At 74.2% G+C, this 14,300-nt stretch carries 6 protein-coding genes; all 6 read right to left on the bottom strand.

Annotation, left to right across the window (positions count from 1 at the left end):
* Positions 1–180 precede the first annotated feature (180 nt).
* Genes AB0K35_RS23025 through AB0K35_RS23000 form a run of 6 tightly spaced genes read right to left on the bottom strand, consistent with a single transcriptional unit; the run spans position 181 to position 14,178 of the window.
* Complete coding sequence (locus tag AB0K35_RS23025) at positions 181–2,169, bottom strand: amino acid adenylation domain-containing protein (RefSeq protein WP_363887433.1); 1,989 nt, start codon at positions 2,167–2,169, stop codon at positions 181–183.
* Positions 2,166–5,048 carry a type I polyketide synthase gene (locus AB0K35_RS23020; RefSeq protein WP_363887431.1) on the bottom strand — a complete coding sequence of 961 codons (2,883 nt, stop codon included), beginning with the start codon at positions 5,046–5,048 and terminating at the stop codon, positions 2,166–2,168. The genes AB0K35_RS23025 and AB0K35_RS23020 overlap by 4 nt, the downstream gene beginning before the upstream one ends.
* Entirely contained in the window at positions 5,045–8,437 is a 3,393-nt protein-coding gene (locus AB0K35_RS23015) for an amino acid adenylation domain-containing protein (protein WP_363887428.1), read from the bottom strand. Before AB0K35_RS23015 ends, AB0K35_RS23020 begins: the two co-directional genes overlap by 4 nt.
* Positions 8,437–8,703, bottom strand: a complete 267-nt coding sequence (locus AB0K35_RS23010; RefSeq protein WP_238668638.1) for a phosphopantetheine-binding protein — start codon at positions 8,701–8,703, stop codon at positions 8,437–8,439. Before AB0K35_RS23010 ends, AB0K35_RS23015 begins: the two co-directional genes overlap by 1 nt.
* Positions 8,703–10,958: a beta-ketoacyl synthase N-terminal-like domain-containing protein gene (locus AB0K35_RS23005; RefSeq protein WP_363887425.1), complete on the bottom strand. Its 2,256-nt coding sequence runs from the start codon at positions 10,956–10,958 to the stop codon at positions 8,703–8,705. Before AB0K35_RS23005 ends, AB0K35_RS23010 begins: the two co-directional genes overlap by 1 nt.
* A complete protein-coding gene (locus AB0K35_RS23000; RefSeq protein WP_363887422.1) occupies positions 10,951–14,178 on the bottom strand; it encodes an amino acid adenylation domain-containing protein in 3,228 nt (1,075 codons plus the stop codon). Before AB0K35_RS23000 ends, AB0K35_RS23005 begins: the two co-directional genes overlap by 8 nt.
* Positions 14,179–14,300 lie beyond the last annotated feature (122 nt).

Genomic DNA, 14,300 nt, shown 5'->3' with positions numbered 1-14,300 from the left:
TGTCGCGTGGCTCTTATCCAACGACCGCCAGAAAATCCGAGTACAACATGCCCAGGCCGACGGCCACGCACACGCCGGCCACGATCCAAAACCGGACCCGCGGTCCAGGTCGCACAGGCCGTGGAGCAGCGCGTCGCCAAATCCCTCGGACCCGTTGCGGACTCCTCCGCTCCCGACGCCCTACGCCGAGGGTGACCCGACCCGTACCGGCCGGCGGACCCGGGCCGGCGGGGCGGGCAGAGCCCTGCGGTCGACCTTGCCGTTGGCGGTGGCGGGCAACTCGGGCAGCACCACGTGGCGCAGCGGCACCATGTGGTCGGGAAGCTGCTCGGCCAGGAACGCCCGCAGCGCCGCCTCGCTCACGTCGCCCGCGTCGGCGTGCCGCTCGGTCACCACGTACGCCACCAGGGTCGGGGCCGCACCCAGGTCGTCGCGGAGCAGCACCACGCTGTTCGCGACGAGCGGGTGACTGTTCAGCACCGACTCGATCTCGCCGAGTTCCACCCGCTGCCCACGGATCTTCACCTGCGTGTCGATGCGCCCGCCGTAGTTCAGGTACCCCTGTGGTGACCACCAGGCCAGGTCGCCGGTGCGGTACACCCGCTGGGGACGCCCGGCGACGTGCACGGTGCCGAACCGTTCGGCGGTCAGGTCGGGCCGTCCGGCGTACCCCCGGGCCAGGCAGTCGCCGCCGACCACCAGTTCCCCGGGTACGCCCAGCGGGGCCAGCGCACCGTCGTCGTCCAGCACGTATGCCGTGACGTTGGTGATCGGCCTGCCGATCGGGACGGTGGGGTCCGGTTCGGGTCGGCGGCACGGCCAGGCGGTGACGTCGATGGCGGCCTCGGTGGGGCCGTACAGGTTGTCCACCCGCACCGTCGGCAGGGTGGCGGTGAGCTTGTTGACGAGCTTCGGCGGCAGGGCCTCCCCGCTACAGATCACCCGGCGCAGGGCTGCGCACGCGGCGACCCCGGGCTCCTCGACGAACAGGGCGAGCATCGACGGCACGAAGTGCACTGTGGTCACCGCCTCGCGCGCGATGACGGCGGCCATCTCCTGCGGGTCGCGGTGCGCCTGGGCTTCGGCCGTGACCAGCGTCGCGCCGGCCAGGAAGGCCCAGAGCAGTTCCCACACCGACACGTCGAAGGTGTACGGCGTCTTCTGCAGCACCACGTCGCCGGGCCCGATGCGGTACTCCTCCTGCATCCACGCCAGCCGGTTCGCCAGCGACAGATGGGTCATCTGCACACCCTTCGGCGCCCCGGTCGACCCGGAGGTGAAGATCACGTACGACAGCCCGTCCACCACCTCCTCCGGCGCGCGGTAGCCACGCCAGTCGACGGGCAGGGCGGGCAGGTCGGCGCCGGCCAGTGGTCGCACCGGAACGGCCGGGGCTACGCCGGTGCCGAGCGCTGCCCGTCCCTCGTCGTCGGCGAGCGCCAGCGCGGCGTCGGCGGTGGTGAGCATCAGGTCCAGCCGGACCCTCGGGTGGGACGGGTCCAGTGGCAGGTACGCCGCTCCGGCCAGCAGGACACCGAGCACCGCGACGACCATCTCCGGGCTCCGCTCGGTGCACAGGGCGACGACCGAGCCGGGGCCCACGCCCTCGGCGCGCAGTCGCCCGGCCAGCGCCGCTGCCTCGTCGAGCAGGTCCCGGTAGCTGCGGTCGCGTCCCCCGCCGCGCAGCGCGACGGCGTCCGGGGTGCGCTCCGCCTGCCGGCAGATCGCCTCGTGCACGGGTGTCCGGGGGGCCGGGGTCGGCGCGGGGTTGAAGCCGAGCAGCGTGGCCCGCTCCCGGGGACCGACGAGCACCGCCTCGCGCACCGGGCGGTCGGGATGGGCGGTGAGCCATCCGCTCAGGGTGTCCAGTCGTTCCTGGAGATGGGTGGGATGACAGTGGTCGCCGGCGAGCCAGACCGGCACCGGGCCCACCGTTCCCGCCGCCCCGCCCGGTGGGCCGGGTGTCACCAGCGCCACGTCCACCGGGCACAGCTCGGGTGACGGTGTCCGCGTCTGCGCGCGTACCTCTGTCGGTGTGGTGTCCGGGTGCACGCGCAGCGTGTGGTCGCCGTGCGGGCCGCGCACCGTTACCGACGTCGCGCCGGAGAGGCGGTGGGCGAGCACGGCCGCCACCGCTGCCGCGTGTGCCAGGTCGGTGGGGTCGGTCATGCGGTCACCAGCTCGGCCAGGACGCGCGGCGTGGGTCGCGCGGACAGTTTCTCCATCGGGATGCGGACGGCGAAGCGGCGCTGCACCTGGTTGACCATGCGGATGAACAGCAGGGACTCACCGCCGACGGTGAAGAAGTCGGTGTCCGGCCCGATGTCGGGCGAGCCGAGCAACCGGCCCCACAGCTCCACGATCTCGCCCACCACCGTGCTCTCCCCGGTAGCCGCGGGAGGCGGCGACGGTTCGGCGGTGTCCGGGGCCGGTGGCGGTGTCGCCTCCAGCCAGTGGCGGGTACGGGCGAACGGGTACGTGGGCAGCGCCACCCGTCGCGCCGGGGTGTCGCCGCGCACCGCCGGCCAGTCCACCGTCACCCCGGCCGTCCACAGTCCACCTAGCCCGGCGAGGACGTCGGCGGCGTCGGCCCGCGTCGTCGGTCGCGGCTGTATGGCGAACCCGGGCACCCCCCGTCCCTGCGGTGTCTGCCGGGCCATGCTGGTCAGCGCGGTGCCGGGACCGACCTCGACGAGCACGGGGTCGGGTAGCTCCAGCGCGGTCAGCAGGGCGTCGTGGTAGCGCACCGGGCTGCGCAACTGTGCCGCCCAGTAGCCCTCGGCACGCGCCCGGCCGGCGTCGAGCAGCGCGCCGTCGACGCTGCTGACCACCGGGATGGTCCGGGGTCGGTGGGGCACCCGGTCGGCCTCGACGCCGAGCAGCCGGGCCGCGTCGGTCATCATCCGGGTGTGGAAGGCGCGCTGCGCGGGCAGCGCCCGACAGGGCACGCCGGCCGCGTCCAGGCGTTCGCGGAACGCGGCGAGCGGGGCCGGCGGTCCGGCCACGACGGTGACCTCCGGCGCGTTGCGGGCGGCGATGTCGAGGGCGTCCAGGCCCGCGAGGTGTTCCTCCACGGTGCGCGGCCCGGCCAGCACGACCAGCAGGTGACCCTCCGGGGCGTCCTGCATGAGCCGGCCCCGGCTGGCGACCAGACGCAGCATGTCGTCGTCGGCCAGCTCACCGGCGAGCGCGGCGGCCGGGAACTCACCAACCGAGTGGCCGATCATCGCCGCCGGACGGACGCCCCACGACAGCAGCAGCCGGCCGAGCGCCACCTCGTACAGCGCCAGGGCCGGCTGGGTGACGTCCGTACGGTGTACGACACCGTGCGGGTCGTCGTCGACGAGAACGTCCCGCAGGTCCAGCCCGAGGACCGGGGCCAGCAGCTCCGCCCCGTGGTCGAGGTCGGCCCGCACCGACGGGTAGTGGTCGTAGAGGCCCCGCGCCATGGCGGGAAACTCGGCGCCCTGCCCGGGGAACAGGAACACCACCCGGGGTCGGCGGGCCGCCGCGCGCACCCGCGCCCGGCGCAGCCCGGCGAGCGCCGCCGGGACGTCCCGCGCGGCCACCGCCAACCGGTGCGGGAAGTGCCGGCGGTACGTCTGCGCCGTCACCGCGACGTCCCGCAGGGACAGGTCGGGGCGCTGCCGGACGTACTCGTGCACCTGATCGGCGGCCTCGCGGACCGCCTCCGGGGTCCGCGCGGACAGCACGATCAGCTCGGCGGGGCCGTCGGCGGCCGATGGCTCCGGCGGGATCGGGCCGTCGGCCTCCTCCAGCACCACGTGCGCGTTGGTGCCACCCAGACCGAAGGCGCTGACCGCCGCGCGGCGCGGACCACCGGCGGCCTCCCAGGGGCGGGCGACGGTGTCCACAGTGAACGGCGTCGACCCGTCCAGCAGCTCGGGCCGGGCCTGCTTCAGGCCGGCAAGCGGCGGGATCTGCCGGAAGTGCAGGGCCAGCGCTGCCTTGATGAGACCGGCGACACCGGCGGCGGCGTCGAGGTGCCCGACATTGGCCTTGACCGAGCCGATCGAGCACTGTCGCTCGCCGCGACGGAACACCTCGGTCAGCGCGGCCAGCTCGATGGCGTCGCCGACCTCGGTCGCGGTGCCGTGCGCCTCGAGGTAGCCCACTGTCGCCGGGTCGACGGCGGCGGAGGCGTACGCGCGGGTCAGCACGTCGACCTGCCCGGCGATGCCCGGCGCGGTGTAGCCGACCTTCATCCCACCGTCGTTGTTCACCGCCGACCCCTTGATCACCGCGTACACGGTGTCCCCGTCCCGGCGGGCGTCCGCGACGCGTTTGAGCACCACCAGGGCGACCCCGTTGCCGGGCACGGTGCCGTCGGCCGCGGCGTCGAAGGGCCGGCACGTGCCGTCCGGCGACATGATGCCCTTCGTCTCGTAGAGGTATCCGGCCTGCTGCGGCACGGCCACGCAGGCGCCACCGGCGAGCGCCACGTCCGAGTCGCCGCCGCGCAGGCTCTGGCAGGCCAGGTGCACCGCCACCAGCGACGTCGAGCAGGCGGTCTGCACGGTGATGGCGGGTCCGCCCAGGTCCAGCCGGTACGCGATCTTCGCGGCCAGGTGGTCCTTCTCGTTGCCCAGCACGACCGACAGCAGCCCCTGCGACTCGACGACGTCGGGCTGGGCGAACACGTGGTGCAGCGCGTAGTAGTTGAACCCGGCCCCGGCGAAGACGCCGACCCGACCAAACGGCCGCTCGGTGGCGAGCCCCGCCGACTCCAGCGCGGCCCACGCCGTCTGCATCAGCAGCCGGTGCTGCGGGTCCATCGTCTGCGCCTCCCTCGGAGTGATGCCGAAGAAGGCCGCGTCGAACAGGTCCGGGTCGGCCAGGACGCCGCGCGCCGGCACGTACGCCGGGTCGTCGAGCCGGTCGGCGGGCACCCCGGCGGCCAGGAGTTCACCTCGGGTCAGCGCACTGACAGTGGTCTTCCCGGCGACCAGGTTCGACCAGTACTCCCAGACGTCGACGGCGCCGGGGAACCGACCGGCCAGGCCGACGATCGCGATGTCGTCGTTCATGAGGGTGCGCCTGCTCTCTCGGTCTGTGCGTGCAGATGCCGGGCCAGGGTCTGGACGGTCGGGAAGCGGTAGAGGTCGGTGAGCGGGATGGTCCGGCCGGCCAGCCGCTCCTGGAGCAGCCGGCGCACGATCGCCAGGCGCAGCGACTCACCGCCGACGTCGAAGAACGCCTCGTCGACGTCGAAGTCGTCGGTGCCCAGCGCCTCCACCCAGACGCCCGTCACCAGCTCCTCGAACTCGGCCAGCGACGCCGAGCGCTGGGCGGGAACCCGGGCCGGCGCGGCCGAGGTCTCCGGCGGCGCGGCCGGTTGGGCCAGCGCTCCCAGCGCCCGTAGGTCGACCTTGCCGTTGCGGTCCAGCGGGAACTCCGCCACCGTCACCCACTGCTGCGGCCGGGCGTACGGGGCGAGGTCGGGCTCCACCGCGCGACGCACGGCGGCCACGTCGACGCCGTCCGGGTCGGGTTTGAGCGCCGCGCAGAGGCGTACCCCGCTCGCCGGGTCACCGGTGGGGAAGACCACGGCGTCGCGGACGCCCGGCTGCGCCCGCAACCGGCGCTCGACGTCGACCGGCTCCACCCGGTGTCCGGCGATCTTCACCTGGCGGTCGTTGCGGCCCAGGAAGCGCAGTTGGCCGTCGGTGCCCCAGCGCACCAGGTCCCCGGTGCGGTAACGGCGTTCCCCGTCGTGGCGCACGAAGGAGGCTTCCGTCCTCGTCGGGTCGCCCAGGTACCCGTCGGCCAGACCGGTGCCGCCGGCCAGCAGTTCGCCGACGGCGCCCGGTGGGACGAGACGACCCGACGCGTCGACGACGGACAGGTCGGTGCCGTGCACCGGAGCACCGATCGGCAGCGGGTCGGGCGTCGCGTCGGCGTGCTCGACGGAGTACGTGGTGGTGAAGGTGGTGTTCTCGGTGGGGCCGTACCCGTTGGTCAGGCGCAGGCCCCGGCAGGCCCGCAACACCTGGCGCACGTGCGGCGGTGACACCACTCCCCCGCCGGTGAACAGCTGCCGCAACCCGGCGAACGCGTCCGGACGGTGGTCGGCGACCAGGTGGAACACGCCCGAGGTGAGCCAGGCGTGGGTGACCCCGGCGGAGCTCAGGACGTCGGCCAGCCCGCGTGGCGTCGGGTCCTCCGGCGGGAAGACCACCACCGTGTCGCCGGTGGCCAGGGGCACCAGCAGCTCCAGGGTGGACGCGTCGAACGCCAGCGGGGACAGCCGCAGCATCCGCATACCCGGCCGCTCGGCGAACATCCCCGGGTCGTCGGCCAGTCGCAGCACCGCCCGGTGCGGCACGACGACGCCCTTGGGCACGCCCGTCGAACCGGATGTGAAGGAGACGTACGCGGTGCGCGCCGGGTCGGTCGGCGCCGCCTCGACCGGGTCTGCCCCGACGGGCGTCCGCGGATCGACGAGCGGGCAGTCGACGACTCCCGGCCAGGGCTCGCCCACACCGAGGCGGGCCCGCGCCGCGACGGTCGCCGCCAGATGGGTACGCCACTCGGCGGTTGCGTGCTGGTCCACGGCCACGTAGTGCGCGCCGAGTCGCAGCACGCCCAGCACCGCAACCGCCTCGGCGGCCGAGCGGGGCACCTCCAGGAGAACCGCGTCGCCGGCACGCACCCCGTGGCCCTGCAGGAGACGGGACTGCTCGACCGCGGCGTCGTGCAGGTCCCGGTAGGTGAGCGTCAGCCCGGTGTGCGCGTCGACGAGCGCGGACCGCTCGCCCGCCGACTCCGCGTACGCCGCGAACCGGTGCCACACGTCGTCGGCGGTGTCGTACGTCCCGCCCGAGCCCAGCTCGCGCAACCGGGCGCGCTGACCCGCCGAGAGCGTGGTGACGTCCCGCACCCTCGCGTCCGGGTCGGCGGTCAACTCCCGCACCGCCGCCTGGAACGACTCGACCAGTTCCCCGGCGTCGGCGGCGGTCAGCAGGGCTGTCGCGTATTCCAGCGCGAACCGGGGACGATCCGACCACGACTGGAGGTAGAGCAGGGCGTCGAACACCGCGCCGCCGCAGTGGCTCTCGTGCACCCGCCAGGTACGGTCGCCCACCACCAGCTCGTCGGGCACCAGCTCGTGGTGGGCGGCGAAGCCGAGCTGGGCCAGGGGGTTCCGTCCCGGGTCGGTGCCGGCGCCCAGCGCGGAGACGACAGTCTCGAACGGCACGTCGGCGTCGGCGACCGCCGCGGCCAGGGCGTCGGCGATCCCGCGGACGAACTCCCGGACGGTGCTGTCGTCGGTCGCCGCGCAGCGGACCGGGACGACCCGGGTGCAGAGGCCCACCAGGCGATCCATGCCCGCCTCGAACCGGCCCGCCGCCGGCACCCCGAGCACCAGATCGTCCAGACCGGCGCGGCGGGACACTGTCAACGCCCAGGCTGCCAGGGCCACCGACGTGACGGTCACCCCGCACTCCCGGGCCAACCCGGTCGTCGCCTCCGCCGCCGTCTCGTCCAGGTGGAAGCGCAGTCGGGCGCCCCGCCCGTCGGCCTCGGCGACCGGCGGCAGGTCGGTGGGGAGCGTCACCGTCCACGGTGCCCCGTCCAGCCGCGCGGCGACCCGGGTCAGGGCGGACTCCAGCGCGCCGGACGACTCCTGCGCGGCGAGCCGGGTGCCGACCCAGTCCGGCGACGGGGCCGCCTCGGCCGGGCCGTCCCCGGCGTAGAACTCGGCGAACTCCCGCGCGAACAGTCCGACGCTCCAGCCGTCGCTGACCGTGTGGTGCACCAGCATGGTGAGCAGGTCGCGCCGGCCGGTTCGGGTCAGGACGAACACCACGGGTGGCTGCGCGAAGGGGCGCAGCAGACGCGCGGCGGCCGGGCCGTACAGGTCGTGCACGGCGCGTACCGCGTCGTCGTCGGGCAGCGTCTGGTGCAGCAGGCGCGGCTCGTAGGGCGCGGGCAGCACGATCCGGGCCTGGCGGGGGTCGCGCACGAAGCGTGTTCGCAGCGCCTCGTGTCGGGTGGCCAGCTCGCGCAGCGCCCACCGGACCCGGGCCGGGTCGAGGGGCCCGTCCGCCTCCACCGTGAACATCAGGTGGTACGGCGCGTCCTGGTCCAGCAGGTGCGCGGCCAGCATGGACCGCTGACCCGGCAGCAGCTCCCGCTCTGCCGGCCGCCGCGCGACGACGGGTGGCGCGGTGTCGACGAAGTCCACGGCGCCGGCGAGGGCCTGGGCCAGTGGCAGCGCCGACAGCAGGCGGGCGCTGTCCACGTCCGCCCGCAGCTCGCGTTGGCCCAGCGCGACGAGGGCGATGGCCTGGAGCGAGGTGCCGCCCAGGGCGACGAACGACTCGGTGGCGGCCACCGCGCTCACCTGTTCGGGGGTGCCGCCGAGCACCCGTGCGGCGAGCGGCGCCCAGGCGGCGAGGTCGGGGGCGAGCATCAGGCGGTCTCCGCCGGGGTCCGCTCCAGCGGCACCTCGCTCGCGACCTTGCGCAGGTCGGCGAAGCGGGGGTTCTCCAGCACGTGGCCGAACATCACCGCGAGGTTGAGTTCCTGGCGGATCAGGGTGCTCAGCCGCAGCGCGCTGAGCGAATGGCCGCCGAGGTCGAAGAAGTCGTCGTCGTCGTCGACGGTGTCGACGCCGAGCACCTCCATCCACAGCTCCTCGAACTCGGCCACCCAGGTCCGGTCGTGTACGTCGCGCATCAGTGTCGCCTCTCTGTGGTCGGGTTGGCTCCGGGTGCGTCCAGGTAGTGCCGGGTGGCCGCGAAGGGGTAGGTGGGGGCGGGCAGCCGGCGGCGGCCGGTGTCGTGCACGGGGTCCCAGTCGTCGGTGAGACCCAGCTGCCACAGCGCGCCGACGGTCGCCAGCAGGCGGGCGTGCCGGTTGGCGGGAAGTGCCGGCTGGTCGGCGTCCAGGTGCGGGGTGACGGTGGTGCCGACCTCGATCCAGAGCACCGGGTCGGGCACGTCGGGGGGCGGCGTCGACGTCGGGGGACGAAGGGCGGCGGCCCGCCAGAAGGCGCTGTCGTCGGGGCGCCCGTCGATGAGCAGGGGCAGAGCGGCGGGGTGCAGGCGTACCCCGGGGTCGTCGGTGTGGCGCAGCAGCGCCAGCGCGTCCGCGAGCGACATCACCCCGGCCACGACGGCGGCGGCCAGCGCGCCGACGCCGTCGCCGGCCAGGGCGCGCGGGGTGACGCCCCGGCTGCGCAGCGACCGGGTCAGGCCGACGCAGGCCAGCAGCCGGTCGCCGCGTTCCCGGACCGAATCGTCCAGGTCGTGGCCACGCAGCAGCGCGACGCCCTCGTCGACGGTCCGCCGGTACACCGGGTCGGCGTCGTAGTTGGGTCGGTTGCCGGTCACCGCACCGGCCCCGGTGAGGTGCAGCGCCACCCCGCGCGCCCGAGCCGTCGCGTCGACCTTTCGCAGCCGGGCGACCCCGTCGGTCACGCCGGTCAGGACGGCGGCCCGCCAGGGCAGCTCGGCGCGGCCGGTCCGCAGTGTGTACGCGAGGTCGGCCAGGTCCCCGGGGGCGGTTCCCGCCGCGAACGCGGTCACCCGGTCCAGGCTCTCCTGCGCCACCGCGGCGGTCTTCGCAGAGACCAGGACGAGCTGCGGGACGTGCCGGCGAGGTCGGGCCGCGATTGGCGGGGCCTCCTCCAGCACTACGTGGGCGTTGGTGCCGCCGATGCCGAAGGCGCTCACCCCGGCGCGGCGTACGCCGTCGACAGGCGCCCAGGGTCGGGCGGTCGTCGGCAGCTCGAACACCGAGCCGTCCAGTTGGATCGCCGGGTTGGGCGTACGGAGGTGGGCGATCGGAGGAATCGTCCGGTGCGTCAGGGCCAGGACCGTCTTGATCATGCCGACCACCCCGGCGGCGGTGTCCAGGTGTCCGACGACCGACTTGACGGCGCCCAGCGCGCAGGGCGCCCGGTCGGGCCGGGCGGAGTCGAACACCTGCCGCAGCGCCGCCACCTCGATCGGATCGCCGAGCGCGGTGCCGGTGCCGTGCGTCTCGACCAGGCCCACGGTGTCCGGGTCGACGTCGGCCACCTCCAACGCCGCCGCGATGACGGCGGCCTGACCGGTCGGACCGGGCGTGGTGAAGCCGGCCTTGCGGGCGCCGTCGTTGTTGACCGCGGAGCCACGGATCACCGCGTGCACCGTGTCGCCGTCACGCAGCGCGTCGGTGAGGCGCTTGAGCACCACCACGCCCGCTCCGTCGCCCGGTACCGTCCCGTCGGCGGCGGCGTCGAAGGCGCGGCAGCGACCGTCGGCGGAGAAGATGCCGCCGGGCTCGTGCAGGTGTCCGCGCCGGGTCGGCGGGGCGACGGTGGCCGCGCCGGCCAGCGCCACGTCGGCGTCGTAGGTGAGCAGCGCCTGCGTCGCCTGGTGCACCGCGACGAGCGACGTCGAGCAGGCGGTCTGCACTGTCAGCGCCGGCCCCTGGAGGTTCAGCTTGTAGGCGATCCGGGTGGCGGCGAAGTCCTTGTCGCTGCCGATGATCACGCCCAGGCCACCGGCCGCCTCGACCGCGCGCTCGTTGGGCCACACGTTGTCCAGCAGGTAGACGTTGAGTCCGGTGCCGACGTACACCCCGACCCGGTTGCCGTCGGCGGCGACCGGCGGGTGGCCGGCGTGCTCCAGGGCCGCCCAGGCGCACTCCAGCAGAATCCGCTGCTGGGGGTCCATCAGGGCGCTGTCCGACGGTGAGTAGCTGAACAGCCGGTGGTCGAAGCGGTCCGCGTCGGTGAGCACCGCGCGGGCCGGCACGAAGCCCGACCGTTCCACCAGATCCTTGGGTACGCCCCAACCGACGAGCTGCTCGGGCGTGAAGACGCTGACGGCGTCGACGCCGTCGTGGACGTGTCGCCAGAACCGGTCCAGGTCGCGTTCGGCGCCGGGGACCCGGATGGCCATGCCGACCACCGCCACCGCGGCGTTGTCGTCCAGCTCAGCCACGGCCGGCTCCCACGCTGCGCCGCCGGTCGGCCAGCAGGGCGCGGCCCTGGCGGCGCTGCGCCGCGTTGGGGGCCGCGACGACGGGCGCGGTGTGCTGGAGCGCCGCCGCGCAGCCGGCGATCGTGCCGCAGCGGAAGAGGTCGGTCACCGAGACGTCCAGACCCTCCTCGGACATCCGCTGCTGGAGCGCGATCAGCGCGAAACTGTGGCCGCCCAGGTCGAAGAAGTTGTCGTGCAGCCCGACGTCGGGCCGCCGCAGCACCTCGACCCAGCAGGCCCGGATCCGTTCCTCCAACCCGGTGCCGACCGCTGCGGCCGGTAGCGGCGACGGCGCGGTGGCCGTCCGTGCCGCGCGGCTGTCGGCCAGCAGGCGGGGAAGGTCCACCTTGCCGTGCGCGGTGAGCGGGATGGTCGCCACGGTCAGGATCCGCGACGGCACCATGTACGCCGGCAGTGTCTCGCGCAGGCGCGCCCGCAGGTCGTGCTCGGCGTCCGGGCCGATCCCGTGGACCACGAACGCGACGAGTTCGTCGTCCTCGGCGGCCACGGCGCACGACCGCACCGCGGGGTGGGTGAGCAGGGCGCCCTCCACCTCGGCCAGCTCGACGCGGTAGCCGCGCAACTGCACCTGCGTGTCGTTGCGGCCGAGATACACCATGCTCCCGTCGAGACCCCACTTCACCACGTCGCCGGTGCGGTACATGACCCCGCCGCCGTACGGGTCGGGCGGGAACCGCGCCTCGGTCAGCTCCGGGTTGTCCAGGTAGCCGTGCGCAACGAGCGCGCCGCCGCAGTACAGCTCGCCGGGCACGTTGAGGCCGGTCGGCCGCAGGTCCTCGTCGAGGACGTAGCAGCGCGCCGACGGTAACGGCACGCCGATGGCACCCTCGGGGACCCGGGGCACGTCGGCGGCCGACGCCTGGAAGATCGTGACGTGGATGGTGCCCTCGGTGATGCCGTACATGTTGACGAACACCGTTTGCAGACCCGGCGCGTCCGCGATCAGCGACGCCAGCCGCGACCAGCTCAGCGCCTCACCGCCGAGGACGACGTAGCGGATGCGGGAGGTCTCGTCCTCCTCGAGCGCCCGCAGGTACGGCGGCAGCAACCGGTAGAGCGCGCCCGGGGTCTGGAACAGCACGGTGACGGCCTCGCGGCGCACCAGCCGGGCCAGCCGTTCCCGGTCCACCAGGTCGACCCGGTCGGCGATGACCAGCCGGGCGCCGGTGGTCAGCGCGCCCCACATCTCCCACACCGACGCGTCGAACGAGAACGAGCTGGCCGCCAGCCACACGTCGGCGGCCGTGACGTCCAGGCCCGCCGGGGTCGGGCTGTTCAGCGCGTCCAGGCCGCCGTGCCCGACCAGGACCCCCTTCGGTACGCCGGTCGAGCCGGAGGTGTAGATGACGTACGCCGGGTCGTCCGGCCCGGGAAAGGTCTCCTCGAGCACGGAGATTCCGTCGAGGGTGTCCGCGTCGGCCAGAGGGGTCCCGCTGTCGCGGGTGAGCGCCGCGGCCGCCTCTGCGGTCTCCGGGTCCACCACGAGCACCGCCATCCCGGCGTTCGCGGCGATCAGTTCGAGGCGCTGGCGCGGGTACTCCGGGTCCAGCGGCACGTAGACGCCGCCGAGCTTCCACACGCCCAGGATCGCCGCGACGACCGCCGGTGAACGGCCGAGCAGCAGCCCCACCCGGACACCGGGGCGGACACCGCGGTCGGCCAGGCCCGCCGCGATCCGCCCGGCCCACCGGTCCAGCTCGGCGTAGGTGATCTCGACGTCCCGGTGGCGTACGGCCACCGCGTCCGGGGTCGCCGCCGCGTGGTCGGCGAAGCGACGCAGCACCGACGGGTGCGTGACCGGCGCCGACGCGAGCGGCGGGTTCACCCCCTCGGTGAGCTGCGCCCGCTCGGCCTCGTCCACCATGGACGGCTCCCGCTGCTCCTCGTCGACGATCGACCGCAGGAACGTCAGGTAGTGCGTGAGCAGCGTGCCGACGGTCTCCGCCGTGAACAGCTCGGTGCTGTACTCGGCGCGCAGGAACGGCACGTCGGTGGAGACGTCGAGGGTCAGGCCCAGGTCGAACTTGGTGACGTCGATCTCGACGTCGACCTCGGTCAGCCGTACCCCGGCGAACTCGGGGAACGCGAACGGGAAGTTCTGCACCGTCAGCGAGGTCTGGAACAGTGGCGCGTGGCTGAGCTGTCGCTCCCCCACGGTGGCCCGCACGATCTGCTCGAACGGCACGTCCTGGTTGGCGAAGGCCGCCATGCTGGTCCGTCGTGCCCGGCCCACCAGCTCGGTGAAGCTCGGCCGGCCGGACACGTCGAGCCGGATCGGCAGCGTGTTGACCAGACAGCCGACCAGGCGCTCCTCGGCGTCGTCCATCCGGTTCGCCACCGGAACGCCGACGACCACCTCGTCCTGGCGCGCGTACCGGGACAGCACCGAGGCGTACGCGGCGAGCGTCACCGCGAACAGCGTCACGCCCCGCGCCCGCCCCCACTCCCCCAGCCTCCGCACCAGTTCCGGCTCGACCGGGCGGCGCAGCACCGCGCCGGTCGAGCCGAGCACGCTCGGGCGGGGGAAGTCGGTGGGCAGCGCCAGTTGTGGCACGTCGACCAGCGCCGCACGCCAGAAGTCGAGGCCCGAGCTGTCCCGCCGCCACGTCTCGTGCTGCCGCTCGGCGTACGCCAGGTAGGACTCGGCCGGCTCGTCGTAGGCGGCCACCGACCCGTCGACAGTGGCGTCGTACTCGGCGGCCAGGTCGCGCAGGAGCAGACCCACCGACCACCCGTCGCAGGCGATGTGGTGCACGAGCACCGCGAGGCCGTGCTCGTCCGGGCCCCAGGAGCGCAGGAAGGCCCGTACCACCGGGCCGTCGGCGAGGTCGAAGGGCTGCCGGGCCTGCTCGGCGACGAGCGTCCGCAGGTGGGCCTCCTGGGTGGCGCGATCGACCCACCCGTCGGCGGTGATGTCGACGTCCACAGCGGGCGTCGACGACACCCGCTGGTTGAGGACACCGTCGACCACCGCGAACGTGGTGCGCAGCGCGTCGTGCCGGGCGACCACCCGGGTCAGGGCCGTGCAGAGGGCCTCGGGTCGCAGCGCACCGCGCAGGTGCACCGCGAAGGCCACCACGTACGCCGGGTTTCCGGGCTGGAGCTGATCGAGGAAATAGAGGCGTTCCTGGGCGAACGAAGCACGACCGGTACGAACCATGCACCGATCGTGCGCCCCGGCACGTCCCGCGCGGCAGAGCACGTTCTCCTGCCCCACCAGGAAAAGCTCCCGGTCGCGTCGGCGACACGTCGACGCGGGTCCCCGGCATGGCGCGGCCCCGG

It is taken from the genome of Micromonospora sp. NPDC053740, from assembly GCF_040677775.1.
Classification (GTDB): domain Bacteria; phylum Actinomycetota; class Actinomycetes; order Mycobacteriales; family Micromonosporaceae; genus Micromonospora; species Micromonospora alfalfae.
This window is presented reverse-complemented; position numbering and strand designations above follow the sequence as displayed.

Coding starts and splice junctions, on each gene's coding strand:
- AB0K35_RS23025 (WP_363887433.1), bottom strand. CDS start 2,169: ATGACCGACCCCACCGACCTGGCACACGCGGCAGCGGTGGCGGCCGTG.
- AB0K35_RS23020 (WP_363887431.1), bottom strand. CDS start 5,048: ATGAACGACGACATCGCGATCGTCGGCCTGGCCGGTCGGTTCCCCGGC.
- AB0K35_RS23015 (WP_363887428.1), bottom strand. CDS start 8,437: ATGCTCGCCCCCGACCTCGCCGCCTGGGCGCCGCTCGCCGCACGGGTG.
- AB0K35_RS23010 (WP_238668638.1), bottom strand. CDS start 8,703: ATGCGCGACGTACACGACCGGACCTGGGTGGCCGAGTTCGAGGAGCTG.
- AB0K35_RS23000 (WP_363887422.1), bottom strand. CDS start 14,178: ATGGTTCGTACCGGTCGTGCTTCGTTCGCCCAGGAACGCCTCTATTTC.